32 protein-coding genes and 1 tRNA gene are annotated in these 24,603 nt (G+C 67.7%); 18 read left to right on the forward strand and 15 right to left on the reverse strand.

Going from position 1 to position 24,603, the window contains the following annotated elements; translation table 11 throughout:
* Positions 1 to 91: 91 nt before the first annotated feature.
* A complete protein-coding gene (locus QRN21_RS05545) occupies positions 92 to 904 on the forward strand; it encodes a ParA family protein (RefSeq protein ID WP_053099164.1) in 813 nt (270 codons plus the stop codon).
* 93 nt (positions 905 to 997) lie between these two features.
* On the opposite strand, the gene QRN21_RS05550 is transcribed toward QRN21_RS05545, so the two are convergent.
* The 3 genes from QRN21_RS05550 to QRN21_RS05560 all read right to left on the reverse strand — a co-directional run bounded on the left by QRN21_RS05550 (position 998) and on the right by QRN21_RS05560 (position 2,814).
* Complete coding sequence (locus QRN21_RS05550) at positions 998 to 1,543, reverse strand: MerR family transcriptional regulator (protein WP_053096796.1); 546 nt, start codon at positions 1,541 to 1,543, stop codon at positions 998 to 1,000.
* Positions 1,544 to 1,642: 99 nt separating this feature from the next.
* Positions 1,643 to 2,329, reverse strand: a complete 687-nt coding sequence (gene ftsR, locus QRN21_RS05555; protein WP_056278971.1) for a transcriptional regulator FtsR — start codon at positions 2,327 to 2,329, stop codon at positions 1,643 to 1,645.
* Positions 2,329 to 2,814, reverse strand: coding sequence for an FHA domain-containing protein (locus QRN21_RS05560; protein ID WP_150115087.1), 486 nt, complete (start codon positions 2,812 to 2,814; stop codon positions 2,329 to 2,331). Before QRN21_RS05560 ends, ftsR begins: the two co-directional genes overlap by 1 nt.
* Positions 2,815 to 2,913: 99 nt before the next feature.
* On the opposite strand from QRN21_RS05560, the gene QRN21_RS05565 reads away from it, so the two are divergent.
* Together QRN21_RS05565 and lpdA are read left to right on the forward strand one after the other, a co-directional pair.
* Positions 2,914 to 3,573, forward strand: coding sequence for a copper resistance CopC family protein (locus tag QRN21_RS05565; RefSeq protein ID WP_285363360.1), 660 nt, complete (start codon positions 2,914 to 2,916; stop codon positions 3,571 to 3,573).
* A gap of 9 nt (positions 3,574 to 3,582) precedes the next feature.
* The gene (lpdA, locus tag QRN21_RS05570) at positions 3,583 to 4,980 is read left to right on the forward strand and encodes a dihydrolipoyl dehydrogenase (protein ID WP_056278973.1); all 1,398 of its coding nucleotides are present in this window, start codon (positions 3,583 to 3,585) and stop codon (positions 4,978 to 4,980) included.
* Positions 4,981 to 5,036: 56 nt separating this feature from the next.
* Here the strand turns inward: lpdA and QRN21_RS05575 are convergent, their stop codons facing one another.
* The 5 genes from QRN21_RS05575 to QRN21_RS05595 are packed head-to-tail and all read right to left on the reverse strand — an operon-like array spanning position 5,037 to position 8,320.
* Entirely contained in the window at positions 5,037 to 5,756 is a 720-nt protein-coding gene (locus QRN21_RS05575) for a methyltransferase domain-containing protein (protein ID WP_285363361.1), read from the reverse strand.
* A complete protein-coding gene (locus QRN21_RS05580) occupies positions 5,753 to 6,907 on the reverse strand; it encodes a type III polyketide synthase (protein ID WP_285363362.1) in 1,155 nt (384 codons plus the stop codon). The genes QRN21_RS05575 and QRN21_RS05580 overlap by 4 nt, the downstream gene beginning before the upstream one ends.
* 54 nt (positions 6,908 to 6,961) lie before the next feature.
* A complete protein-coding gene (locus tag QRN21_RS05585; RefSeq protein WP_285363363.1) occupies positions 6,962 to 7,606 on the reverse strand; it encodes a CYTH domain-containing protein in 645 nt (214 codons plus the stop codon).
* Entirely contained in the window at positions 7,599 to 7,811 is a 213-nt protein-coding gene (locus tag QRN21_RS05590) for a hypothetical protein (protein WP_042538484.1), read from the reverse strand. The genes QRN21_RS05585 and QRN21_RS05590 overlap by 8 nt, the downstream gene beginning before the upstream one ends.
* A 38-nt stretch (positions 7,812 to 7,849) precedes the next feature.
* Positions 7,850 to 8,320 carry a prepilin peptidase gene (locus QRN21_RS05595; RefSeq protein WP_187249834.1) on the reverse strand — a complete coding sequence of 157 codons (471 nt, stop codon included), beginning with the start codon at positions 8,318 to 8,320 and terminating at the stop codon, positions 7,850 to 7,852.
* A gap of 132 nt (positions 8,321 to 8,452) precedes the next feature.
* Between QRN21_RS05595 and imuA' the strand changes: the two genes are divergently transcribed.
* From imuA' to QRN21_RS05610, 3 genes are read left to right on the forward strand one after another with little or no spacing between them, the layout of a single operon-like run.
* Entirely contained in the window at positions 8,453 to 9,250 is a 798-nt protein-coding gene (gene imuA' / locus QRN21_RS05600; RefSeq protein WP_285363364.1) for a DnaE2-dependent mutagenesis accessory factor ImuA', read from the forward strand.
* On the forward strand, positions 9,247 to 10,788 hold the full coding sequence (locus QRN21_RS05605; protein WP_187249835.1) for a DNA polymerase Y family protein: 1,542 nt from the start codon (positions 9,247 to 9,249) through the stop codon (positions 10,786 to 10,788). The genes imuA' and QRN21_RS05605 overlap by 4 nt, the downstream gene beginning before the upstream one ends.
* Positions 10,788 to 14,249 carry an error-prone DNA polymerase gene (locus tag QRN21_RS05610; protein WP_285363365.1) on the forward strand — a complete coding sequence of 1,154 codons (3,462 nt, stop codon included), beginning with the start codon at positions 10,788 to 10,790 and terminating at the stop codon, positions 14,247 to 14,249. Before QRN21_RS05605 ends, QRN21_RS05610 begins: the two co-directional genes overlap by 1 nt.
* 5 nt (positions 14,250 to 14,254) lie before the next feature.
* On the opposite strand, the gene QRN21_RS05615 is transcribed toward QRN21_RS05610, so the two are convergent.
* Positions 14,255 to 14,644, reverse strand: a complete 390-nt coding sequence (locus QRN21_RS05615) for a hypothetical protein (protein ID WP_053096818.1) — start codon at positions 14,642 to 14,644, stop codon at positions 14,255 to 14,257.
* Positions 14,645 to 15,070: 426 nt separating this feature from the next.
* Between QRN21_RS05615 and QRN21_RS05620 the strand changes: the two genes are divergently transcribed.
* Entirely contained in the window at positions 15,071 to 15,934 is an 864-nt protein-coding gene (locus QRN21_RS05620; RefSeq protein WP_285363366.1) for a DUF72 domain-containing protein, read from the forward strand.
* Between the two features lie 30 nt (positions 15,935 to 15,964).
* Here the strand turns inward: QRN21_RS05620 and QRN21_RS05625 are convergent, their stop codons facing one another.
* Positions 15,965 to 16,285 (reverse strand): TetR/AcrR family transcriptional regulator C-terminal domain-containing protein, encoded by a 321-nt coding sequence (locus tag QRN21_RS05625; protein ID WP_056278981.1) that lies wholly within the window; start codon positions 16,283 to 16,285, stop codon positions 15,965 to 15,967.
* Between QRN21_RS05625 and QRN21_RS05630 the strand changes: the two genes are divergently transcribed.
* From QRN21_RS05630 to QRN21_RS05640, 3 genes are all read left to right on the forward strand, one after another.
* Positions 16,284 to 16,724, forward strand: coding sequence for an amidohydrolase family protein (locus QRN21_RS05630; protein WP_056278982.1), 441 nt, complete (start codon positions 16,284 to 16,286; stop codon positions 16,722 to 16,724). The genes QRN21_RS05625 and QRN21_RS05630 overlap by 2 nt on opposite strands.
* Positions 16,725 to 16,914: 190 nt before the next feature.
* A complete protein-coding gene (locus QRN21_RS05635) occupies positions 16,915 to 17,199 on the forward strand; it encodes a hypothetical protein (protein ID WP_232224452.1) in 285 nt (94 codons plus the stop codon).
* 55 nt (positions 17,200 to 17,254) lie between these two features.
* The gene (locus QRN21_RS05640; protein ID WP_053096828.1) at positions 17,255 to 17,530 is read left to right on the forward strand and encodes a hypothetical protein; all 276 of its coding nucleotides are present in this window, start codon (positions 17,255 to 17,257) and stop codon (positions 17,528 to 17,530) included.
* Positions 17,531 to 17,610: 80 nt separating this feature from the next.
* On the opposite strand, the gene QRN21_RS05645 is transcribed toward QRN21_RS05640, so the two are convergent.
* Positions 17,611 to 17,778, reverse strand: a complete 168-nt coding sequence (locus QRN21_RS05645) for a hypothetical protein (protein WP_171821924.1) — start codon at positions 17,776 to 17,778, stop codon at positions 17,611 to 17,613.
* Between the two features lie 611 nt (positions 17,779 to 18,389).
* Here QRN21_RS05645 and QRN21_RS05650 point away from each other — a divergent pair.
* Positions 18,390 to 18,536, forward strand: coding sequence for a hypothetical protein (locus QRN21_RS05650; protein ID WP_285363367.1), 147 nt, complete (start codon positions 18,390 to 18,392; stop codon positions 18,534 to 18,536).
* 42 nt (positions 18,537 to 18,578) lie between these two features.
* Here the strand turns inward: QRN21_RS05650 and QRN21_RS05655 are convergent, their stop codons facing one another.
* The 3 genes from QRN21_RS05655 to QRN21_RS05665 all read right to left on the reverse strand — a co-directional run bounded on the left by QRN21_RS05655 (position 18,579) and on the right by QRN21_RS05665 (position 19,417).
* Positions 18,579 to 18,794 carry a hypothetical protein gene (locus QRN21_RS05655; protein WP_285363368.1) on the reverse strand — a complete coding sequence of 72 codons (216 nt, stop codon included), beginning with the start codon at positions 18,792 to 18,794 and terminating at the stop codon, positions 18,579 to 18,581.
* Positions 18,772 to 19,065 carry a hypothetical protein gene (locus tag QRN21_RS05660; RefSeq protein ID WP_285363369.1) on the reverse strand — a complete coding sequence of 98 codons (294 nt, stop codon included), beginning with the start codon at positions 19,063 to 19,065 and terminating at the stop codon, positions 18,772 to 18,774. Before QRN21_RS05660 ends, QRN21_RS05655 begins: the two co-directional genes overlap by 23 nt.
* Positions 19,066 to 19,343: 278 nt before the next feature.
* A tRNA-Pro gene (locus tag QRN21_RS05665) sits at positions 19,344 to 19,417 on the reverse strand.
* A gap of 118 nt (positions 19,418 to 19,535) precedes the next feature.
* Between QRN21_RS05665 and QRN21_RS05670 the strand changes: the two genes are divergently transcribed.
* The 7 genes from QRN21_RS05670 to QRN21_RS05700 are packed head-to-tail and all read left to right on the forward strand — an operon-like array spanning position 19,536 to position 23,368.
* Positions 19,536 to 20,120: a GNAT family N-acetyltransferase gene (locus QRN21_RS05670; RefSeq protein WP_230100698.1), complete on the forward strand. Its 585-nt coding sequence runs from the start codon at positions 19,536 to 19,538 to the stop codon at positions 20,118 to 20,120.
* Positions 20,117 to 20,314, forward strand: a complete 198-nt coding sequence (locus QRN21_RS05675; RefSeq protein WP_053096832.1) for a helix-hairpin-helix domain-containing protein — start codon at positions 20,117 to 20,119, stop codon at positions 20,312 to 20,314. Before QRN21_RS05670 ends, QRN21_RS05675 begins: the two co-directional genes overlap by 4 nt.
* A 20-nt stretch (positions 20,315 to 20,334) precedes the next feature.
* Positions 20,335 to 20,790 (forward strand): hypothetical protein, encoded by a 456-nt coding sequence (locus QRN21_RS05680; protein ID WP_053096834.1) that lies wholly within the window; start codon positions 20,335 to 20,337, stop codon positions 20,788 to 20,790.
* Between the two features lie 40 nt (positions 20,791 to 20,830).
* Positions 20,831 to 21,499, forward strand: coding sequence for a lysoplasmalogenase family protein (locus QRN21_RS05685; protein ID WP_187249855.1), 669 nt, complete (start codon positions 20,831 to 20,833; stop codon positions 21,497 to 21,499).
* Positions 21,499 to 21,885, forward strand: coding sequence for an RNA-binding S4 domain-containing protein (locus tag QRN21_RS05690; RefSeq protein ID WP_285363370.1), 387 nt, complete (start codon positions 21,499 to 21,501; stop codon positions 21,883 to 21,885). The genes QRN21_RS05685 and QRN21_RS05690 overlap by 1 nt, the downstream gene beginning before the upstream one ends.
* 38 nt (positions 21,886 to 21,923) lie before the next feature.
* Positions 21,924 to 22,688, forward strand: coding sequence for a DUF222 domain-containing protein (locus tag QRN21_RS18040; protein WP_502883084.1), 765 nt, complete (start codon positions 21,924 to 21,926; stop codon positions 22,686 to 22,688).
* Between the two features lie 53 nt (positions 22,689 to 22,741).
* Positions 22,742 to 23,368, forward strand: coding sequence for an HNH endonuclease signature motif containing protein (locus tag QRN21_RS05700; RefSeq protein WP_502883087.1), 627 nt, complete (start codon positions 22,742 to 22,744; stop codon positions 23,366 to 23,368).
* Between the two features lie 199 nt (positions 23,369 to 23,567).
* Here QRN21_RS05700 and QRN21_RS05705 read toward each other — a convergent pair whose 3' ends face one another.
* Positions 23,568 to 24,506, reverse strand: a complete 939-nt coding sequence (locus tag QRN21_RS05705; RefSeq protein ID WP_285363371.1) for an NUDIX domain-containing protein — start codon at positions 24,504 to 24,506, stop codon at positions 23,568 to 23,570.
* Positions 24,507 to 24,603 lie beyond the last annotated feature (97 nt).

Consider the following 24,603-nt stretch of genomic DNA (forward strand, 5'->3'; position numbering starts at 1 on the left):
CACCTCTGGGAGCTCGATACGCATCGGAATACGGCGCGCATGGGGCGGGGCTGAGTGTGCACCCAGCCTAGGGGAAGGTAACGTGGTGTTCGTGCACGTACTCAGCGTCAGCTCTCTCAAGGGAGGCGTCGGCAAGACGACCGTGACACTCGGCCTGGCCTCAGCAGCCTTCGCCCGTGGTGTCCGAACGCTCGTCGTCGACCTCGACCCACAGTCCGATGTGTCCACCGGGATGGACATCCAGGTGGCAGGTCGGCTCAACATCGCCGATGTCCTGGCGAACCCGAAGGAGAAGGTCGTCCGTCAGGCGATCACCTCGAGCGGCTGGGCGAAGGTGCACCCCGGGACCATCGACGTGCTGATCGGCAGTCCGTCCGCGATCAACTTCGACGGCCCGCACCCGAGCGTGCGCGACGTCTGGAAGCTCGAAGAGGCGCTCGCTGCCGTCGAGGCCGATTACGACCTCGTCCTCATCGACTGCGCCCCGTCGCTGAACGCCCTCACCCGCACCGCGTGGGCAGCGAGCGATCGGGTGATGGTCGTCACAGAGCCCGGGCTCTTCTCCGTGGCTGCGGCCGACCGCGCGCTGCGCGCGATCGAAGAGATCCGTCGCGGCCTCTCCCCCCGACTGCAGCCTCTCGGCATCGTCGTGAACCGGGTGCGCCCCCAGTCGATCGAGCACCAGTTCCGCATCAAGGAGCTGCGCGACATGTTCGGTCCGCTCGTGCTCTCCCCCCAGCTTCCCGAGCGCACCTCGCTGCAGCAGGCTCAGGGAGCAGCCAAGCCGCTCCACATCTGGCCGGGCGACTCGGCCCAGGAGCTCGCTTCCGACTTCGATCAGCTGCTCGACCGGATCATCCGCACCGGCCGGATCCAGGTCGCCGACTCGGGCGTGCAGGCCTGACTCACCCCGGACAGCAGAACGGCCATCCTCTCGCGAGGGTGGCCGTTTCTTCGTGTCGCGCGACTCTGCTCGCGGGACTTCGGTGGCGAATGCTCAGGCGGAACGCTTCGAGCGCCGTGCCGACAGCTCGTCGACCGGGTCGGGCACTGTCGCATCGAACTCGACGAGCGTCGACTCGACCTCGCGGAGGACCTTGCCCACAGCGATGCCGAACACTCCCTGACCGCGACTGACCAGGTCGATGACCTCGTCGTTCGAGGTGCACAGGTAGACGGAGGCTCCGTCGCTCATCAGCGTCGTTCCTGCGAGATCGCGGATGCCGGCGCGGCGGAGTTCATCGACCGCCGTGCGGATCTGCTGCAGCGAGATGCCGGTGTCGAGAAGGCTCTTCACGAGCTTGAGCACGAGGATGTCGCGGAAGCCGTAGAGACGCTGCGACCCGGAACCGCTGGCGCCGCGCACCGTGGGCTCCACCAGCTCGGTGCGAGCCCAGTAGTCCAGTTGCCGGTAGGTGATGCCGGCCGCCCGCGCCGCTACCGCACCGCGGTAGCCGACCTCGTCGTCCATCGCCGGCAGACCGTCGGTGAAGAGGAGTTCCGGCACGAACCGCGGGTCGCCTGCACGCTCATCCGCATTCATTTGAAATCCTCCCTGGAGCTGTTACCTCCACGCTAGAGCAGGCCTCCGGCACCGGCAATGACATCCGTGGGACACCGAAGGTGTGTCGCAATCAGTTCGTTACGAAAGCAACCTGGTGAGCGCGTCCTTGACGAAGAGCGAGCGCACCTCGTCGATCTTCGAGGCGAGGCTCGGTGCCATCTCACTCGCCTTCGCCCTCGACGCGGCGTCCGTACGACGCAGCAGAGACGACATCGCAGACTCGATCAGCGCGACCTCTCGCTCGGCACCCTGCCTCAGCGAGCGCAGGTGGCGGGGCTCGATGCCGTGGCGATCGAGGGCGACCAGGCCGCGAAGCAGCGTGACGGTCGACTCGGGGTAGCTCTCCTGCGCGACGATCACGCCGGTGCTGATCGCGTCGTTGAGAAGCTGGGGGCCCGCGCCTGCTGCCGACAGCAGCTCTCCTCGGCGGTAGCGCCGGGGAGTGGGCGCGATCGAGGGCGGCGGAGCCAGGGTCGCGGATTCACCGTTCGCCTCTGCCTCGTCGAGCTGCTCGCGGATGATGCTGAGCGGCAGGTAGTGGTCGCGCTGCAGCGTGAGACCGAGACGCAGCCGCTCGATGTCGGCCTGCGAGAACTTGCGGTAGCCGGACTCCGTGCGCGACGGGCTGACGATCCCCTGCACCTCGAGGAAACGGAGCTTGCTGGAGGTGAGCTCGGGAAACTCGGGCGTGAGCCGGGCCAGCACCTGCCCGATGCTCAGAAGGCCCGCGGACGCTGAGCGTTCGCGGGCGGGGGAAGCCGCCATCAGTCGATCGCCGCGACGCGATCGACGGGAGAGGCGAAGAAGTTCAACCGGAACTTGCCGACGCGAAGCTCGGTGCCGTCGACCAGCGGACTGCGGTCGACGCGCTCACCGTTCACATACGTGCCGTTGAGCGAACGCTGGTCGATGATCTCGAACGTCGATCCGTTGCGAGTCACTTCCGCATGACGGCGCGAGACGGTCACGTCGTCGAAGAAGATGTCGGCTTCGGGGTGGCGCCCCACAGTCGTCACATCGGTGTCGAGAAGGTAGCGGGCCCCCGCAAGAGCTCCGGAGCGCACGAGAAGCAGTGCGGAACCGGAGGGAAGGGCCGCGATGGCGCCCTGCTCCACGTCGGTGAGCTCCACGCCGAAAGGCACGAAGGAGAGGTCCGAGTCATGCCCGAACGTCTGCGTCACGTCGTGCCTCTGCTCGCCGGGACGGTGGATCGCGGCGTCTCCGCCCGATCGATTCTGGCTGTCTGTCACTATGCCCTCCTAGTCCTCCAGACTAACTGATCGGACGGCGCTCGCGGGAGCTCGCGTCACTATCAGGCACCGCATACCGACACTTCATAGGCTGATCACGTGAAAACCACAGCCCGTCGCCTCCCCGCAGCTCCGATCGCCCTTGCGGCCGCCCTCCTGACCGCATTCCTCGTGCTGTTCGCACCTCTCTCCGCCTCGGCCCACGACAGCCTGCTCGCCTCCTCCCCCGAGGCCGACAGCACGGTCGACACGCTTCCCACCGAATTGACGCTCACCTTCAGCGCGAAGCTCATCGACGAGACCGGCGCGACCGAGGTCGTCGTGACGGATCCGTCCGGCAACTCGGTCACCGACGGAACCGCCACGGTCGAGGGGGCGATCGTCACTCAGCCGCTCGCCGCCGAGGCCCCAGCCGGCGGCTATCACGTGATCTGGAAGGTCGTGTCGAGCGACGGCCATCCGACCTCGGGAGAGTTCGACTTCACGGTCACGAACAGCACGGAGGCCGCGCCCACCTCGGAGCCCAGCTCCGAGCCCACTGCCAGCGCCACCGCAGCACCCGAGCCGGCTGCGACCGCGGGCCCCGGGACGGACGCCACCCCGGCCCCCGAGAGCGACGACTCAGCGGCGCCGATGACGACGATCTGGGTGCTCTCGATCGTCGGCGTCCTCGTGATCGTCGGCATCGTCGTCTGGCTCGTCGTCCGCGGTCGTCGCGACCCGGCATCCGCCGATTCCGACCTCTCCTCGGAGCGATAGGCTTAAGGCATGCCACATTACGATGTCGTCATCCTCGGTGCAGGTCCTGGCGGATACGTCGCTGCGGTTCGCAGCGCGCAGCTCGGTCTGTCCACCGCCATCATCGAAGAGAAGTACTGGGGCGGTGTGTGCCTCAACGTGGGCTGCATCCCCTCCAAGGCTCTTCTGAAGAACGCGGAGCTCGCGCACACGCTCAACCACAAGGCCGACTTCTTCGGCATCTCGGGTGAGTTCACGATCGACTACGGCAAGGCGTTCGACCGCAGCCGCGTCGTCGCCGACGGTCGCGTCAAGGGCATCCACTTCCTGATGAAGAAGAACAAGGTGACCGAGTACGACGGTCGCGGCACCTTCACGGGCCCGAAGGCGATCTCGGTCGCGAAGTCCGACGGCTCGACCGAAGAAATCACCTTCGACAACGCGATCATCGCCACGGGCTCGAAGGTCCGACTTCTTCCGGGCGTCCAGCTCAGCGACAACGTCGTGACGTACGAAGAGCAGATCCTCTCGCGCGAGCTGCCGAAGTCCATCGTCATCGTGGGCGCCGGCGCCATCGGCATGGAGTTCGCGTATGTGATGACGAACTACGGCGTCAAGGTCACCATCATCGAGTTCCTCGACCGTGCCCTCCCCAACGAGGATGCCGACGTGTCGAAGGAGATCGCCAAGCAGTACAAGAACTACGGCGTCGACATCCTGACCTCCACCAAGGTCGAGTCCGTCGTGGACAACGGCTCGTCCGTCACCGTCTCCTACACCGGTAAGGACGGTCAGCAGAGTTCGATCGAGGCCGACAAGGTGCTCATGTCGGTCGGCTTCGCCCCCAACATCGAGGGCTTCGGTCTCGAGGCCACCGGCGTGAAGCTCACCGAGCGCGGCGCGATCGACATCGACGACCACATGCGCACGAACGTCGAGGGCATCTACGCGATCGGCGATGTCACCGCCAAGCTGCAGCTCGCCCATGTGGCCGAGGCGCAGGGCGTCGTGGCCGCAGAGACCATCGGCGGCGCGGAGACCCAGACGCTGGGCGACTACCGCATGATGCCGCGCGCGACGTTCTGCTCGCCGCAGGTCGCCTCGTTCGGTCTCACCGAGCAGCAGGCGAAGGACGAGGGACGCGAGATCAAGGTCGCGACGTTCCCGTTCATGGCCAACGGCAAGGCGCACGGGCTCGGCGAGCCCGTCGGATTCGTCAAGCTGATCGCCGACGCCGAGCACCTCGAGCTCATCGGCGCCCACATGATCGGCCCCGACGTGTCGGAGCTCCTGCCCGAGCTGACGCTGGCCCAGAAGTGGGACCTCACGGCCCTCGAGCTGGCTCGCAACGTGCACACGCACCCGACGCTCTCGGAGGCGCTGCAGGAGGGCTTCCACGGCCTCGCAGGTCACATGATCAACTTCTGATCACCGCGATCGACTCGAAGGCCCGGCACGCTCACGCGTGGCCGGGCCTTCGTGCGTCATGAGACCGCGTCGGCGCGCCTGCGCAGCTCCAGCCGCGAGGGGAGTCCGAAGTGCACGGTCCATCCGGACGGCACGAGCGCGGCGAGTTCTCCCCTCGTGTACGAGCGACGGATGCTGACGAGGCCGTCCTCTCGGATGAACGAGCCCCGGAACAGCGTGCCCGCGAGGATCCACGTCGCGACGTCGTACAGCACGTAGGCGAGTCGAGTGCGGGCGATGTCGCGGTGCACCACGACACCGCCGCTGCCGACGAGCGCCTCGGAGTCCCGCAGCAGGCCGTCGAGCTCCGCCCCGGTGAGGTGGTGCAGCACGTGATTCGAGAAGACCACGTCGAACTGCTCGCCATCCGCCACGAGGTCTGACGAGAAGGCGCAGCGATATGCGATGCCGGCTCCTCCATCGTGCTCCGCCGCCCAGCGGATCGCCCGCTCGTCGGCGTCCAGCGCCGTGATCTCCACCTCGAGACCCGCTCGCCGCGCTCGCGCCGCGATCATCCGGCATACGTCTCCGCCACCCGCGCCGATGTCGAGGATGCGGATCGGGCCACGGCGGGCGCGCGGCAGGATGTCCTGGCGATAGAGCAGTCGGGGTCGGGAGACGAGCGCGTTCACGAGACGGAAGCGCCGGTAGGTGCGCTCCAGCATCCCGACGTCCGCATGCGGGTCGTCCATGAGCTCGCGCGCCTCGGTGGCGCGTGTCGAAAGGTCGTGTCTCACGAGATGCCGGTGGTGACCGTCATCAGTGCGCTCTCGGCGGTCAGCCCAGGGCCGAAGGCCATCGCGGCGACGCGCGACCCGTCCCCCGCGCCGTCGTCGAGGATCCGCTTGATGACGAAGAGCACAGTGGCGCTCGACATGTTGCCGTTCTCGCGCAGCGTCTCCCGGGCCGGGAAGAGCTGATCGTCGCTGAGATTCAGTCGCTCCTGCACGCGGTCGAGGATGCTGCGTCCACCGGGGTGGATGGCCCAGTGCTCCACCCGCTCCCCCACACGCCCCTCGTCGAACGCGGCTGCGAGCTCGCCCTCGCGCGCGTACAGCGGACGGATCGCACCGATGATGGTCTCCCCGATGATCTGCGGCACCTTCGTCGACAGGATCATCTCGAAGCCGTGGTCGCCGATGGTCCAGGCCATGTCCTTCTCGCCCTCCGCGGCTATCGCCGTGTGGAAGCCGTCGAGACGCACCGCAGGAACAGGAGTGGCGAGGTCGCGTGCGGTGACGATGCCGGCGGCCGCCCCGTCGGCGAAGAGCGAGTTGGCGACGATGAGATCCGGGTCCTCCGACGAGCGAAGGTGGACGGTGCACAGCTCGACGCTGACCACGAGCACCACGGCCGTGGGGTCGGCTGCGCAGAACTGGCTCGCCGCACGGAGCGCCGGCAGCGAGGCGTAGCAGCCCATGAATCCGAGGTGATAACGCTGCACGCTGTCGGACAGCCCCAGCCCGCGCACGATCTCGTACTCGGGGCCCGGCGCGTGGAAGCCCGTGCAGGATGCGGTGATGACGTGCGTGACGTCTGCGGCGACGATGTCGGGGTCTGCGTCCAAGGCGCTGCGCGCCACCTCCACGAAGAGACGCAACGCCTCGCGCGTATAGAGGTCGTTGCGGGCTGCGGTGCCCGGCGACTGCAGGCGGCCCGTCTCACGGTCGAAGAACATCTTGTCGTCCGTGCCGGCCGCGGGCGAGAGCTCTCGGATGACGGTGTGGCGGGTGTCGATGCCCGAGCCGTTGAACGACGCCCCGATGATCCGCTGGGCGAGGCGTCCGACATCGGGCTGCGAGGCGAAGATGTCGCGCACCTCGTGCTGCTCGATGACGGTGTCGGGAACGATCGTCCGCAATGAGCGGAGCACGGCAGCGCGGGTCATGTCTGTCACTCAAGCATGACCGCGCGCCAGCACGGAAGGGGCTTGCATCGGGCGTCAGAAACCCAGAGCACGCGCGAGCTTCGAGCTGGATGACGCGTCGCGACCCCCGGCATCGGAGACGACCCGCTCCACGGCGTCGAAGAGGGCTGCTCGCCCCGCCGCATCGACAGGCGCGGCGGGGCCGAGCTCGAACTCCCACTCCCGCCATTCCCGCTGCACGTCGTGTCGGAGATCGGTCGCGCGAACGCGGTCATCGACGAACTCGGCGACGACTCCGGCCGTCCCGGTGAGCAGGTACGCCGTGCGGGTGTTCTCGATCCGCGCGAGGGGTGTGAGCGGCGCCGTCGCCCATCGCGAGATGGTCTCGGTCACGGCATCCGGGATGCTGTCGTCTTCGCCCAGGGGCCAGCCGATCTCGAGGCGACCGTCACCTTCTCGCGGTCCCTTGATGTGCCATCCGGCATCGGGGCCGCCGGTGCGGCGACGAAGGGCTACCCCTGCACGGGAGAGCCGAGCATCGACGGTGTCGAAGTAGCGAGCGTCGAGCTCGCGCACCTCTCCGGACGACACGGCATCCACTCCGGGGATCCCCACCCACACCGGAAGGGGCGTGGAGTCATCGACGTCGTACTTGCGCTCGACCTCGACGACCCTGGAGGGCTCGGAGCCAGACGGCGACTCGCTGGGGTGCTCAGTCATCCGACGGGCTGATGTCCTCGAGGGATTCGTCGTACCAGTAGTCGATCTCGGTGGGACCGTCGGTGTCGCCGGTGTTCTGCGCGTCACCGCGCCGGTTGTACACCACCTGGGTCTCGCTGTAAGGGACGATCAGCTTGTCGTCCGCGTCGCCGAGAGGAATGATCTGCCCGTCGAGCGGGCCGCCGTGAAGTCGTGCGAGTGCCATGTCCTCACCCTATCGCCGACGGCACCCTGCACGGCGCCTCACTCCATCAGGATGCCGAGGAGCGCGCCGATGATCATCCACGGTCCGAAGGCGATCCGCGTGGATCCGTCCGCCCTGCGGAGCATCATCAGCGAGAGGGAGAACACGGCGCCGAGCACGAAGGCGGATGCTGCTCCCACGGCGAGCGCCTGCCAGCTGTGCCATCCGAGGACCAGACCGATGACGGCGGCGAGCTTGACATCGCCTCCGCCCATGCCGTCCCGGCTGAGCAGACGGAGCGTCGCGTAGAAGCCGCCGAGGATCAGCAACCCGGATACGGCCCTGATCAACGGGGCGCTCTGGCCGACCGTGATGGCGTCGACGACTCCGAGGACGATGAGCGCCGCGAGGGTGGGGAGCACGATCCGGTTCGGCAGCCGATGCGTGCGGATGTCGACGGCGACGAGTCGGCAGGCGATCGCGAACAGGGCCAGATGAACGGTCACGACGGCCACAGTACGGAGATCCATGCCCGCAGGTTAGGAGAACTCGGACGGCGGCGATGACCGCGTGTGGATAACGTCACGCCGCGATGTCGGAGGTTCGAACTATCGTCATCTACTCCAGTTGCTTTATTAGTACATATCTTCGAGGATGGATTCATGGGGATCGGGCTCGATGCGGTGACCGCGCTCTCTCCGGCTGGCGACTCCCGCGCCGGAGAGGTTCTTCGGCTGCGCCGGGAGATCAGCCGCATGCAGCGCAGACGCAGCGAGCACCCGCTTCTCCCTCTCGATCCGGCCTTCTCCTCGCTGCTCCCCGAAGAGGGGCTGCAGACGGGGGCGGCGTACACCGTCTCTCCCTCCCCCAGTCTCGTCCTCGCACTGCTCGCCGCGGCCTCGGGCAAGGGCCACTGGTGCGCGGTCGTGGGCATGCCCACACTGGGTGTCGAAGCCGCAGCGGCGTTCGGAATCGCGCTTCCTCGCCTGATCCTCGTCCCCGAACCAGGAGACCGCTGGCTCGCCGTGGCCTCTGCGCTCGCCGAGGTGGTTCCGCTGATCGCCGTGCAGCCCGGAGGGAGGGCCCGCGATGCGGATGTGTCCCGACTGAGCGCACGACTGCGAGACCGCGGGAGCACCCTGCTCGTCACCGAGTCCGCGGAGTCCGGCGCCTGGCCGCAGAGCGAGGGGTCCATCCGGCTGCACGACCAGCACTGGCTCGGCATCGGCGAGGGGTGGGGGCTCATCGAAGGCTCCACGGCGACGGTGTCGGCGCGGACGAGGCACAGTCCGCTGACGTCGAGCGTACGCGTGCGTCTTCCCGGCTCCCACGGCGCAGTGGAAGAGCTGCCGGCGGAGCACGTCGCCACCGAGACCATGGCCGAGATCACAGGGCTGACCGGCCTGCGCGGCGGCGAGGCCGCTCCGCTCGAGTACCCGCGTCTGGCGGTGGCCGGATGACCGCCGCTCCACTTCGCGTCCTCGTCCTGTGGCTTCCCGATTGGCCGCTGAGAGCAGCTCTCGGCGGCCCACCGCCTCATCCGCCGACCGCTCTGGTGCATGCGAACACCGTCGTGGCGTGCACCGCATCGGCGAGGGAGCACGGCGTGCGCGCCGGCCAACGTCGCCGCGTCGCTCAGGGCCATATCTCGTCACTGCGCGTGATGCCCCACGACCCCGCCCGCGACGAGAGAGCGTTCCTCCCCGTGCTGCAGCTCATCGAGAAGCACGCGCCCGGTGCGGCACTGCTGCGTCCAGGGCTGGCGGCGGTGCGGGCACGGGGCATCGCGCGCTATCACGACGGCGAGGCCGAGGCGGGGCGTGCCCTGATCGACATCCTCACCGACGCCGGGTTCCCCGAGGTGCGCGTGGGCATCGCCGACGGTCCCTTCACCGCCGAGCTCGCCGCGCGAGGGAGCGCACCGTGCACCGTCGTACCTGCAGGACTCGCGAAGGACTTCCTCGCCCCACTCCCGGTGAACGTTCTGAGAGACGAGCAGCTCACCGGTCTGCTCGTCCGGCTCGGTGTGCGCACGCTCGGCGACTTCGCGGCCCTCGACGAGATCGAGGTGCGCGATCGCTTCGGCGAGCGCGGCGCGCGTCTGCACGCCCTCGCCGCCGGCGCCGATTCCCGCGCGGTGGTGGCACGACCTCCTGACCCCGAGCTCGTTCGCTCCATCGAGTTCGACTCGCCACTCGCCGGAGCCGATCAGGTGGCCTTCGCCGTGCGGCAGACGGCCGATGCGGTCATGCTCGCCCTCGGTGAGGCCTCGGTGGTGTGCACCGAGGTCCGCATCGACCTCACCGACGACGACGGCAAGGTGTTCTCGCGCCCCTGGCTGCATCCCACCTGCTTCGATGCCGCTGATCTCGTCGACCGGGTGCGCTGGCAGCTCGAAGCACTGGGAGCCGAATCCGCGAAGGAGCCGGTCGATGAGGCTCGTGCCTTCGGCGGAATCTCTCTGGTGCGGATCGTCCCCGTGGCGGTCGACGATGCCGCCCATCACCAGCCCGGCCTCTTCGGGTCCGGCACTGATGAACGCCTGCATCACGCCATCTCGCGCGTGCAGACGATGCTCGGCCACGAGGGCGTCGTCACCGCTGCCCTCTCCGGCGGGCGCTGGCTCGCCGATCGACAGGTGCTCACTCCGTGGGGCGAACGCGCCGTCGCCCCCAGAGACCCAGCGCAGCCCTGGCCGGGGAGCCTTCCCGACCCTCTCCCCGCCGAGGTGTTCCGCCCTCCTCGCCCCATCGGAGTGCTCTCCCCTGACGGCGAGACCGTCCTCGTCGACGAACGGGGTGCGCTCTCGGCGGCGCCCGCTCGCATCGACGGCGACGACGTTCAGGCGTGGGCCGGTCCGTGGCCGATCCATGAACGCCGATGGGAGGACTCCGGCGGCAAGAGAGGGCACCGCCTGCAGATCGTCGACGATCATGATCGGGCCTGGCTCGTCTTCTGCACCGGAGGCCGGTGGTGGGCTGAGGGGAGGTACCGCTGATGGGCTGGCACAACCCTCCCCTGTCCTGGAACGAGCTGGAGCGCACTCTCAGCGGCGAGGAATCGCCCTACCCGACGGGAGGCATCCCGCCCGGCAGCCGACCCGACCCCGGCCCCGTCAGCACCAAGCGCACACGGAACCCACCGACGTCCGTCAGCAGGCCAGAGGACGCCGTCCCGTACGCCGAGCTGCATGCGCATTCGTCCTATTCCTTCCTCGACGGCGCCTCCTCACCGGAGGACCTGCTCGCCGAGGCCGAGCGTCTCGGACTCACTGCACTGGCGCTCACCGACCACGACGGCTTCTACGGTGCTGCCCGCTTCGCCGAGGTCGCAGAGCTGATGGATGTGAGCGTCCAGACCGTGTTCGGCGCAGAGCTCTCGCTCGGCCTCGACGCACCGCAGCGGGGCGCCCCCGATCCCGTCGGCGACCATCTGCTGGTGCTCGCCGACGGGCTGGAGGGCTACCACCGTCTCTCCGGCGCGATGACGGCCGCCCACCTGCGCGGTGGCGAGAAGGGCCGCCCCGTCTACGACCTCGAGGAGCTGGCAGCCGCCTCAGACGGGCACTGGACGATCCTCACCGGATGCCGGAAGGGCGGGGTCCGCCGTGGCCTAGAGGCGGGAGATGCTCAGACGCCGCTGCGCCGACTGGTGGATCTGTTCGGCCAGGATCACGTCGCCGTCGAGCTCTTTGACCACGGCGACCCGCTGGACACACGACGCAACGACGCTCTCGCCGATCTCGCCAGACGGATGCGACTGCCGGTGGTGGCGACGAACAACGTGCACTATGCAGCGCCCGAGCGTGCATCACTGGCCGAAGCGGTCGCCGCCGTGCGCGCCGTGCGCAGCATGGACGAGCTCGACGGGTGGCTTCCGACTCACGGAGGAGCGCATCTGCGCAGCGGCGCGGAGATGGCAGCGCGCTTCCGGCGCCACCCCGGTGCGATCTCCTACGGCCTCGAACTCGCCGCAGCGTCGGCCTTCTCCCTCCGCCGTGCACGACCTGCCCTCCCGAAGCAGGAGGTCCCTGACGGACACACGCCGATGAGCTGGCTGCGCCACCTGGTGTGGGAGGCCGTGCCGACGAAGTATCCGCGCCTGGATGCCGACGGCCGTCGCAGGATCGGACGCGAGCTCGATGTGATCGAGGAGAAGGACTTCCCCGGCTACTTCCTCATCGTGCACGGCATCGTCGCCGAGGCGCGCCGTCGCGGCATCCTGTGCCAGGGGCGCGGCTCGGCCGCGGCGAGCGCCGTCTGCTATCTGCTCGGCATCACCGCCGTCGACCCGATCCTCTACCGTCTGCCCTTCGAGCGCTTCCTCGCGACGACCCGACAGGAAGAACCGGACATCGATGTCGATTTCGACTCGGATCGCCGCGAGGAGATCATCCAGTGGGTGTACCGCGAGTACGGACGCGAACGTGCGGCACAGGTGGCGAACGTCATCCAGTACCGTCCGAAGAACGCGGTGCGCGACATGGCGAGAGCTCTCGGCTACTCCCCGGGACAGCAGGATGCCTGGTCCCGGCAGGTCGATGGGTGGAGCGCCGGGCTCGAGGTGGCCGACGAGCACGACATCCCGGCGAACGTGCTCGACTACGCGGGCGAACTGCTGAAGGCTCCCCGGCATCTCGGCATCCACTCCGGCGGCATGGTGCTCACCGCGCGCCCTGTCGGCGAGGTCGTTCCCGTCGAGCATGCACGCATGGAGAACCGCACGGTGATCCAGTGGGACAAAGACGACGCGGCCTGGATGGGGCTGGTGAAGTTCGATCTCCTCGGGCTCGGGATGCTGGCTGCGCTCCAGCACTGCTTCGACCTGATCCACGACGCCACGGGTGAGCGGTGGACGCTCGAGACCCTTCCGAAAGAAGAGCCGGCCGTCTACGACATGCTCTGCCGCGCCGACTCGATCGGGGTGTTCCAGGTCGAATCCCGTGCGCAGATCGGCCTTCTCCCCCGCCTGCAGCCTCGGGCCTTCTACGACCTCGCCATCCAGATCGCGCTGATCCGCCCCGGGCCCATCCAGGGCGGGGCCGTGCATCCCTTCGTCCGCCGCAAGATGGCGAAGGATGCGCTCGACGAGGAGAATCTCGCCAGAGCCGCCCGTGGCGAAGAGCCCGTGGTGCTCGAGATCCCGTCTCCGCACGATGACCTCAAGCCGATCCTCGAGCGGACACTGGGCATCCCGATCTTCCAGGAGCAACTGATCCAGATGGCGACGGCCATCGGCGACTGCACCGCCGACGAGGCCGATCTGCTCAGACGCGCGATGGGGTCCAAGCGCGGGCTCGAGAAGATCGACAAGGTGCGAGACAAGCTCTACGCGGGGATGACCAGACGCGGACTCTCCGCCGAGCAGTCGGATCGCATCTACGCGCAGATCCAGGCCTTCGCGAACTTCGGATTCGCAGAGTCCCACTCGTTGTCCTTCGCGCTCCTGGTCTATGCGAGCTCCTGGCTCAAGCTGCACTATCCCGCGGCGTTCCTCGCTGGGCTCCTCCGGTCGCAGCCGATGGGCTTCTACTCCGCGTCGACACTCACCGCGGATGCACGACGACACGGGGTCGAGGTGCGTCGCCCCGATCTGCACGCCTCGGGGGCCACCGAGACTCTCGAACCCCTCGAGGGCTCACCGCTGCGGATGCCGACGGGGCGGGACACCTGCAGCGACCCTCTGCAGCCCCGGGTGCCGCGCTTCGATCGCTCCTCTCCGGACGAGTCGGCGGCACACCGTCGAGATGGCGCCTATGCGGTGCGCATGGGTCTCAGCGGTGTGCGCGGCATCGGCACTCAACTGGCGGAGAAGATCGTCGCCGAGCGCGAGGCAGCCGGACCTTTCCGCGATCTGAACGATCTGGTGAGGCGCACGGATGCCACCGCTGCGCAGCTGGAGTCCCTGGCGACCGCCGGCGCGTTCGAGTGCCTCGGCCTCCGGCGCAGAGAGGCGATCTGGCTGTCCGGGGCAGCCGCTGAAGACCGATCCCGGTTCCTTCCCGGCACGACGATCGCCGTGCAACCGCCGCTGTTCAGCGATCAGTCCAGCTATGAGCGGCTCTCCGCAGATCTCTGGGCGACCGGCGTCTCGACCGACGACCATCCGATGGCGCATTTCCGCGGGCTCCTGCGCGAACGGGGCGTGCTCACCTCAGCAGATCTGCAGAGCCACGAGACGGGGCGACGCATCGAGGTCGCCGGTCTTGTGACCCACCGTCAACGTCCGGCGACCGCAGCCGGTGTCACCTTCCTCAACCTCGAGGATGAGACCGGTCTCGTCAACGTCATCTGCTCGACTGGGGTGTGGGGTCGTTACCACCGGGTGGCGCGCGATTCTCCTGCGCTGATCATCCGCGGCATCCTCGAGCGTTCAGCGGAGGGCGTCGTGAACGTCCTCGCCGACGCGTTCGAAGATCTCCGAACGGGGGTGACGCATCGTTCGAGGGACTTCCGGTGAGCGGCTCACCAGAAGCGTTCGGGCTCAGGCTCGGGGACGCGGTCTCCGCCGCCCCAGCGATCGGCTTCAGCCTTCGCGGCGTCGACCGCCGCATCCGCCCCGTTCAGAGCAGCCCTGGCGCTCGTCGCCCCTGATCCGTCTCTGTCGGCGTCGACGGTGAGAGTCGTCTGCGAGGAGTGGCCGCCGATGGTCACGGTGCAGTCGACGACGCGGCCGAGCCACCGGAGGAACTCACCCCGCGGCTCTTCGACGCGGCGATACCGGATGCCCGTGTCGAGGTCTCTGACCGACAGGATCAGCGACTCTCCGGTCAGCTCGTCGATGCGCTCCGTCACCTCGACGCGGTGCCCGTGGGCGATGGCGAGGTGCGCGTTCAGCACGAGCTTTCTGTCCATGAACCCACTCTATGAGTGCACGTTCTCGCGGCAAGCCCCAGTCTTGGAAGAAACATTCGTAGATTTCTTTGTCCCCCAAATGGCGGACAGAGCTATTAAGCGATATTCTGCAAGGAGTAGCGGGGGCTACCGGCTGAACATCTGGGGATATCAGTCGAGAGAGCAGCGAAAATCTTCGCCGCCTCCCCTACCGTCCGGGAAGGACGGTGAGCCCTCTCGAGTGATCCAAATGGGGTTGGACGACTCGAGAGGGCAACCAGTCCTCGCACCACGCGCGATCCTCGCCTTCACGCACAGCCGAGCGAGACCGCACGCCGCTACCAACGTGGCCCACGGGCGTCAACCCCGCTCCCCATCCACGGCATCGCACCTATCGTCGCCTCACGCCGCCCGAATCACGGCGGCAGCGGAGGAGGATCAATCGCGATGACCGCCGCACGCGCTGCGCAGGTGAGGATAGGCGTGTCGGGCTGGCGGTACGCCAGCTGGCGCGGTGACTTCTATCCCCGGGGTCTGCCTCAACGCCGGGAGCTCGAGCACATCGGACAGCACTTCCCCACCGTCGAGCTCAACGGATCGTTCTACTCGCTGCAACGCCCGGATAGCTACCGTCGCTGGCCCAGCGAGGTGCCTGACGACTTCAGCTTCGCCATCAAGGGATCCCGCTATGTGACGCACATGCTGCGGCTCCGCGACACGGAACAGGCACTCGCCAACTTCTTCGCCTCCGGCATCCTCGCCCTCGGAACCCAACTCGGACCGATCCTCTGGCAGCTGCCGGAGCGTGAGAAGTTCGACGCCGAGGTCCTGGAACGATTCCTCGATTCACTCCCCCGCACGACGGGCGATGCTCAGAAGCTGGCGATGACGCACGACTCGCGTCTCGACGGACGAGCCTGGACGGAGCTCGAGAGCGACCAGCCGATCCGTTACGCGATCGAGCCGAGGTCGCAGACATTCGACGATCCTGAGGCACTGCGCATCCTCAGTCACCACGGCGCTTCGCTCGTCATCGCCGACACCGCCGGCAGATGGCCACGTTTCGACGCCCTGACGAGCGAGGTCGTCTATGTCCGGCTTCATGGCGCACAGATGCTCTATCACAGCGCGTACACCGCCGCCGAGCTCGACGAATGGGCCGACCTGCTCTGCGCCTGGTCGGACGGCACGGGCGCCGGCGACAGCCGACCGCGCGACGTGTACGTCTACTTCGACAACGACGCGCGCGGGCACGCACCGCACGATGCGGCAGCGCTCCAGGCGCTCGTCACCGCACGCACCGGATCCTGAGCAGTCACCGCCGCTCCACCGGCTCTCGGGTCATCGGGTGAGGCGAGCACGGAGCGAATCGACCAGCAAACCGACGCCGAGTTCGAACGTCCGATCCGCGCGGGCTGTCCCGCGCTCGGCGCCCTCCATCACGCGCCCGAGCGTCCGCGTCCCCTCCCCGGGCTCCCAGACCTCGTCCGGCGATGCCAGATCGAGGCCGAAGCCGATCGCGAACGCGTCGATGATCGCGATCACCGTGAGCACCTCGTCCTCGGGGAAACCGCCGTCGACGAGAGCGGTCGCCAGGTCGTCGTAGGCGGCGATGACCGCCGGATGAGTGATCGTCTTGCCGATCGGCGTGACGGCCTCCATGCAGCCGGTCCACGCCGACCCCGCCATCTTCGCCAACTGGGCAGCACAGCTGGGCGACGATCGTGCGGATCGGGCCTTCGCGTGGCCCGAGTATGAGGATGCCGGTGCGCTGCTCGCCTTCTCGACCGACGCCCCCACCGCACCGCATGCGGCGCTCGCGAACATGTACGTCGCCACAACGCGGGCGTCCGCTCTCGACCCGGATGTGCCGGCGGTGCATCCGCAGTTCGCTCTTCCCCTCGAACGCGCGGTCGTGCATGCGACTCGTGACGCTGCGGTCTCGATCGGCGATGGCGACTGGCGGGGCCGGATCGCGGTGGGCCAGGTCGCAGACTTCGCCGTGCTCGACGTCGATCCGTTCTCGGAGGGCAGCGCGTCTCTGCTCACAGCGCGAGTCCTGCGCACCGTGATCGCCGGGAAGACCGCGCACGAAGCCTGAGGCGCGCTGTCCGCCGCATCCCTCACGGCTCACTTGAGCGATATACCGGTGAGTTCTTATAATTCTGGTGAACTCTGGCGGGCAGAGGGCGCCCGTCGACCAGGCGGTGGTGTCTTCCCGCCCGGGCGCGGAGCGCTCCCTCTGTCAGCCGATGGTGACAACGACTGATTGGAGTGTTGAGATGTCCGCGATGCCCGATCCGAGGTTCGAGCTCCGAAGGGTCACGGAGACCGAGTGGCTGATCGTCGACCACAGGTACGAGCCGCACGATGCGCGCCAGACTGTCGCCTGCATCTATCAGGTCGACGCCGTCGAGGTCGACGTGCTCTGGCTGCGCAACCTTCCCCTGGCGAGCTCGTACATGTCGGCGGAAGAGGTGCTCAGCGACCTGCAGCGGTTCCACAACCCGCCGAGCCGATCGACGTCGCCGGTCACGATCCCGCACCTTCCTCCGCTCGCGACGACGGTCAGTTGATGCGCTGCGCGGAGCGGTACGTCGAATCCCAAGGCCCGCGCCATAGGCTGGCCTGATGCTCATCGCTCTGATTCGTCCCATCGAGACCAGCACTGCAGACGTCATCGGCACGACGCTGGCCGAGGTGCTCGTCGAGCTCGAACAGCACCGCAAGCCGGGCTTCTATCTGACGTCGGCGCCCGTGAGGATGCTGAAGGGCGAAGCGAAGATGGAGGCCACCGGCACGTTCACCCGTGTCGACGGCGTGCGCGAGATCGAGGCCGACGACATGGCGTCGCTCGAGGCGAAGGTGCCCGAGGGGTGGCGCATGCTGACGGTGCGCACGGCCTAGGTGCAGCGACCCGCCGACGACGAAGACCCCCACAGGACTCAGCGCCGGTGGGGGTCTTCTCCGTGTGGACGTCGTCGGGGTCAGCCGCCGGACGGGTTCTCGAGGGGCGCACCGTCTTCGTCGGTGGTCTCGTCCTCGATGATCTCGTCGGTGCTCTTCGACGACGACTCGTCGGGCGCACCGCCCGAGGCGGTGTCCGCCTCTTCGTCGCCACCGGGAGTTCCGTGCGTGTTCTGCAGATCGCTCATTGCATCTCCTCTGTCGGTTGAGGCGACGGTATGCGGTCGACCACGCACACGAGGAGGGGGTTGACGTGAGGAGGAATCGGACGGAAGGACGACGGATCGCACAGCGGAGGGACTCTCTCTCCGGATCACGAGTGATCATGTGAAGGAAGAGTCCCTCGACCGGAGCGGCCCCGCCGGGGTCCCCAGACCGTGGTCGGGGCAGGCTCTCGAGCGAAGGATACGCCTGATAGGAGCCACGTCACATGGCGTGGTGGACGACGGCGTGCGGGCGTACGCTCTTCTGCACGAAACGCGACTGGGCCTCGGCATCTCGATGCCGCCACACATGAACGGAGATCCGCCGACCGCCGTTCACAGGATCGGACTGAGGCGCATCCGCAACCACTAGATACAGCGCTGCATTGGGGTTACGTTGGCCGTGGCCACACAGACGCGGCCCCGAGCCGGTGGAGTTCCCCAGCGAAGCCGGCTAGGTGTCCCGATAGGTACCCCAGAACCGGTCGGGGCACCGTACTGCCCGCCCCAATGCCTGTGGCCGCCTCCCCGCTCGTGGAGTCTTGACGCCGCCGGCTTTTGGGCATGAAGAGCCAGCCCCACAATCGGCAGCGCGAATGAGTGCGGACAAAATCGACCGGGTCCGCCGACACTGGGAACTCGGCATCCGCATCGAGCGTCTCCTGTTCATGGCGGACGACGCCGATTCTTCCGGTCACTGCCAGTTCTACGGACTTGGCGGCAGGCCCGGAATCATCAGTTGACGGAGAGACCGCCTCCCCCGCATCGACATTCGTCACTTCTGATCACCTGCCGATGCCCCGACTGACAGCCTCTTGCGCAGTCGCGACTCGTTCGGGCGTCATGGGCAACTCATGCGGGACAACTTCCTCCAGCCGCGACGCGAGGTCCGTCAGCGCCTGCTTGACTGCCTTGTGCTCTGACGGAACTTCGTCGAAGTCGACAGTCTCCAGCCAGTCCATCAGCACGATCGCGTCCTCAGTCCAGAGTGCGATCTCCACGGTTGGCTATGTCCTCATGCGGGGAGGCTATCGCGCCAGCGCGGCGCGCGTTCGTCTCGCGCTCGTACTTGATCGCGCGACGCATGATCGGCACGAAGGCGAAGGCACACATCGCCCAGAAGCCGAGCCCCCCGACGAACGGCATTGGCTCACCGATAACAATGCCCACCACGACGGCGATCCCGCCGAATACTGCGGACATGACGACATTCACGATCGAGCCGACCTTGCCATACGGACTCATGGGCCCGTGAGGGTCAGCGATGTTCATGTGCTCAGTATGCAGGAATCGCGATGAACGCCGTGCTGTACCTCCGTGTCAGCACCGCCGCTCACTCCATGGGCGGCTTCGGTCTCGATGTTCAACCGAGGGTCCGCCGGGCCTAAGCCAAGGCGCAGACCCGGCAGGCCGTCGCCACCCTCCGTGATGAGGGCGTGTCTGGCACACTCGACGCCGCCCAGCGTGACGGCCTTACGCCTGCTGCCCTCGGACTGTCCCGGACATGCAGAAGGCCCGGAGACTCTTGCGAGTTTCCGGGCCTTTCTCGGTCGGGCTGACAGGATTTGAACCTGCGACCCCTTGACCCCCAGTCAAGTGCGCTACCAAGCTGCGCCACAGCCCGTTGTTCTGCACTCTCGCGCAGGCAACTCCCCTATCTTAGCCCCACTCGACGGAACTCCGCGAACCGGGTGAGCGCCGGGCGTTGCGGGGTGTCGGAGCCCCGGCGTACGGTCGCATCCATGGTGACGATCACGACCGAGGTGGCGACCAGCGCCCGATGGGATGACGTTCAGCATGCACTGACGGGCGGCGGCGACGGTGCCAGTTGCCAGTGCATGTGGCCGATGCTGAGGAACAAGGAGTGGAATGAGACCACCACGCCGCAACGCACAGAGATGTTGCACGATGAGATCCAGGCGGGCCCTCCACCTGGTCTGATCGCATACATCGACGGCGAGGCCGCGGGGTGGATCAGGATCGGTCCGCGAACCCTGCAGCAGCGGGTGCCGCGCACGCGCATGATCGCGGCGGCATCAACCGAACCCTTCGATGACGAGTCCGTATGGGCCGTGACATGTTTCGTGGTCCGTCGCGAACACCGCGGCTTGGGCATCACCCTCGAGCTGCTGCGCGCCGCCGTCGATCTCGCTCGACGCTCCGGCGCCGGACTGGTCGAGGGGTACCCCGTCGACACCCGTGGCGAGAAGAAGCGCACCAACGATCTGTTCCACGGCACGCTCGCCACGTTCCTGGCGGCGGGATTCGAAGAACGCGCGGAGATGAAGCCCGGCCGAACCCTGGTCGCACTGGATCTGTCGTCATGAACGAAGAGACGGACCTACCGGCGTCCATGGGCAAGGTCGCACGACGAGGGCTCGCGCTCCACGGGTTCACCCGTCTCGACCAGTTCGACGGCGCGTCCGAGACGGCGCTGCTCGCCATCCACGGAGTCGGGCCCAAGGCCATTCGCATCCTGCGCGAGCACCTCGAGTCCCGCGGCTCGACTCTCGGGCCGTGAGCGAGCGCTAGCGTGGTGACATGAGCGACGAGAACCCGACCATCGAAGATCCCGAACTGGGCACCCTCACGCGCGCCACGACCGAGCTGTCCGACGGAACGGTACTGACCCATGACTGGTATGCAGGCGGCACGGTCGTCGCCGGCGCCCCTCTCGATCTCATGATCGAGGGCACCGATGCCGATGAGGCTGCCGCACTGCTCCCCCATGTGCATCAGACCATAGCCGCCCTCGGCGTCCTGCGACGACTGGCGACGGATGCGGTCGTCGCCGCCTTCAGCAATGCGGCCCCGGAGCAGCACGAGCTCGACGACGCGGCGACCGACCTCACCCTCGAGACGCTCGAAGCTTCGTCCGATGGCACGGTCGTGCTCCATTTCATCGACACCTGCGGCCAGCACTTCCCCGAGGGCTACTGGCCCGCCGTGCACCTCGGTGCCGACGGTCAGATCACCCAGGTCACGGTCGAATCCTGAGCGAGGCTGACCGCGTTCGATCCCGCCCTACGATGGTGAGATGCAGCGACGCCGTCCGTCCGACCCGCTTCTCTGGGCCTTTCTGCCCTATGCGGCGGCATCGGCGGCTCACGTGGCGCTGCTGAGCGTGGGCAGCCCCGCAGCCGGGCCGACGAAGCTCCTGCTCATGCCTTTGCTCGCCGTGCCCGTGTTCGTGTCGGTGGGTCGCGCCGCGGAGCGCTCGGCGCTGGCGTTGACCATCGCGGCACTCCTGTTCTCGTGGCTCGGCGACAGCGCAGGGGTGTTCTTCCCGGCGGCGCCAGAAGTGCCTCTGATGCTCCTGTTCTTCGGCATCGCGCATCTGGCATACATCGCGCTCTTCATCCGCCGTCTCGCCGCGCGGCGGATGCCGTGGTGGGCGCTCGTCTACGCCGCGTGGTGGGTGGCGATGCTGGTGTTCATCGGTCCGCACGCCGGTGGGCTGCTGATCGCGGTGGCTGTCTACGGTCTCGTCCTCGCGAGCACAGCGGCCACCGCCACTCGATGCTCTGGGCTCGTGTCGATCGGCGGCGCCTTCTTCCTCGCCAGCGACACTCTCTTGGCTCTTCGGCTCTTCCTGCCCGGTTCCCTGCCGGACTGGAGCAGCCCCGCCATCATGGCCACCTACACGCTCGGGCAGGGTCTGATCATCGCCGGCACCCTGATCGCACTGAGAAAGCGAGACATCTGATGGCGGATGCAGCACGGGTCGACAGCTGGCTCTGGGCGATCCGCGTCTACAAGACGCGCTCGGCCGCGACCACTGCATGCCGTGCGGGGCATGTGCGCGTGAACGGCGACAAAGTGAAGGCTGCTCAGCACATCCGCGTCGGCGACGAACTGCGCATCCGGATCGCCGGATTCGATCGGATTCTCATCGTGCGTCAGCTGCTCGTCAAGCGCGTCGGTGCCCCTCTCGCTGCGCTGGCATATGAGGACCGCACACCGGAGCGCGAACCGCAGGCGGCTCTCGGACTGCGTGATCGGGGGGCGGGGCGACCGACGAAGCGTGAGCGTCGCGACATCGACAAGCTGCGCGGGCGAGGATACGAGGATGACGGCATATTCAAGGGTTAAGCCTGGATGCTGTCGAACATAGGTTCTAATGTGGACCTATGACCCGGCGTACCGACTTCGACCTCGATCTCGAGGAGCGCTGCCGCCTGCTCGACGAATGGGTCGCCACGCGCCGCCAGATCGCTGCGCTCGAGGCCGAGTCCTACGCGCTGCTGGTCGAGCGGATCGGCATGCACGACAGCGACGTCTCGGAGAGCCCGCACCATCGCGAGGCGATCTACCGCTCGATGGTCGCAGAGTACTCCGCGGCCGGTCACATCCCGAAAGGTTCGGTCGAGTACGCCTTCACCGATGCACGCACATTGACGCGCACGCTCCCGGCCGTGCAGACCGCCTTCTCTGTCGGGTCGATCAGCGTGCGTCATGTCCGTGAGATCGTGCGTGCGAGCGAGATCGTCGACGACGCCATCCGCGATGGGCGGGTGGACGCCGAGACGATGAGCCTCTACGAGGCTGCTGTTCTGGTGGTCGCTGAGAACGACACGGCACCGAGAACGAAGACCCATGCACGTCAGGTGGCGGCGGCGAGACCGTCGTCGAGCAGCATCGCCGAGCGGCCGCGGAACGGTGTGTCACCGTCAAGTCCGTCGGCGACGGGCTTGCTGCCCTCACGGCGATCCTGCCCGAGTGGGTCGCGGTGGCGATCTCCGATCGACTCACGCAGATGGCCCGGCACATCACTCGCACCCGCAACGAGCAGGAGCCTATCCTCGAGCCGCTGGACGAACCGGAGGGCTCGCTCTACCTCGACGACCTCTCGCCCGATGATCCCCGATACGAGTCCTACTTCGACACAGCGGTGATCGCCGCCGACGGCACGTTCGTCACCGACCCGCTTGCCGGATTGATCGACCCGATGGCCGACCCCTCGAGCCCTGACATCGAGCACCTCTCCGGCGACGCTCGCACATTCGACCAGATGCGCGCCGATGTGCTGGCTGACCTGCTCCTCACTGCCGATCCGAGCGAAGCGACAGGCACAGGGCTGGAGAACATCTCCGCCCGCATCCAGGTCACGGTCGCTGCAAGCACTCTCGCCGGGGAGGACGATCGTCCCGCTGAACTCGACGGACACGGGCCGCTCGATCCCGACGTCGCGCGGGGACTCGCAGGACATCGCACCGGGTGGGCGCGTCTGTTCCTCGACGCGCAGGGACTGGTCACGGAGACCGACTCCTACTCCCCGACAGAGCAGATGCGGCGGTTCCTCAGAGCGCGCGATCAGAACTGCAGGTTTCCCGGATGCAGGATGCCGGTGCATCGTTGCGAGATCGACCACAACCACGACCACGCCCGTGGTGGACGCACGCGCGTCGACAATCTCAGCCACTTCTGCACGACGCACCACTCGCTCAAGCATCCGGACATCCATGAGCGGCATCGGTGGACGGCGCGCCAGACTTCTGACGGGTCGCTCACGTGGACGAGTCCGCTCGGCCGCGAGTATGTCGACCCACCGCGACGAAGAGTGATGTTCGTCTGAGCGCATCACACGTCACGCTGAGCGCAGCATCCTCACGCTGAGCGCAGCACGCGTCACGCTGAGCGCAACACCCCTCAGGCTGAGCGCAACACCCCTCACGCTGAGCGCAGCCACCGTCGGGCGAGGCAGCACAGCCAAGACGAAGCGGAGCGCGCGCTGAGACGGAGCGGAGCACGCACTGAGACGAAAGCGGCCCCGACTATTGCGGGAGCACGCTCAACAGCCAGCCCGCCGAGCGCACTTGCGCCGCGCCCGCTGCGTCGACGCGGTTCTGCAGCTCGCGGTCGCTCGAGATGACCACGACATGCTGCCCGGCACGCGTTCGACGTTCCACCTCGGCCACAATCGCGTCGTCTCCGGCCCCCTCGGCGCGGACGATCGAGACGCCACCTGCGGGAAGCAGCTCGGGCACCTCCGCATCGGCGTCCGACGACGGAGTCACGATCCCGCGCGCCTGCCCTTCGACGACGAGAGCGATCTCCGGGAACCAGGTCGCTCCCCCGACCCCGAGGTCGGCCGCGGGCGCAGCGAGTCCGTCGAGGCGCGAGGCAAGACGAGCCGTCGCACCGGCACGATCTCTCCACCATCCGTTCGGCACAGAGCCGACCACGTTGGCGGCGTCGACGACGAGCGACAGGCGCACATCGAGCAGGGTGCGCAGAGCGGGCCAGGCGCTACCGAAACCGGGGTGCAACGGCCGTGCGTCCACCTCATCGACGGGCACCCACTCGAGAGCCACGCTCTCGGGGTCACTGATCACGGGATCGAACGGACGCACCACATCGGCGATGACGGTCGTGTACGACCACACGTCCAGATCGAGCACGCTGGTGAACCGGGGTCGCACGGCCGCATCCGGAACCCCGGCCTCTTCCTGCGCCTCGCGCACTGCGCCCACGATCGCGCTCTCGCCCTCGTGCATGGCGCCGCCAGGCAACCCCCATGTCCCACCGAAGTGCGACCAGGACACCCGGTGCTGAAGAAGGATCCCGCGTTCCGGATCGACGGCGAGCAGTCCAGCCGCGCCGAAGCGCCCCCAGTACTTCTCCCCCGAGGGGGCGATCACCCAGGCGTCGCCCGGGTTTCGCGGCCCATCTGGGCGGCGGGGTTCACCTGCGGCGGGAGGTACGACAGTCACCCCTTCAGCCTGTCACAGCATCCGGCTGTCGGCATCCGCCGGGGTCATACGCGGGAACAGCTGTGCCCGCGCGGAATCGCGCGGGCACAGCTGTCGA

Origin of the sequence: Microbacterium sp. LMC-P-041, from assembly GCF_030209555.1 — a bacterium.
GTDB lineage: Bacteria > Actinomycetota > Actinomycetes > Actinomycetales > Microbacteriaceae > Microbacterium.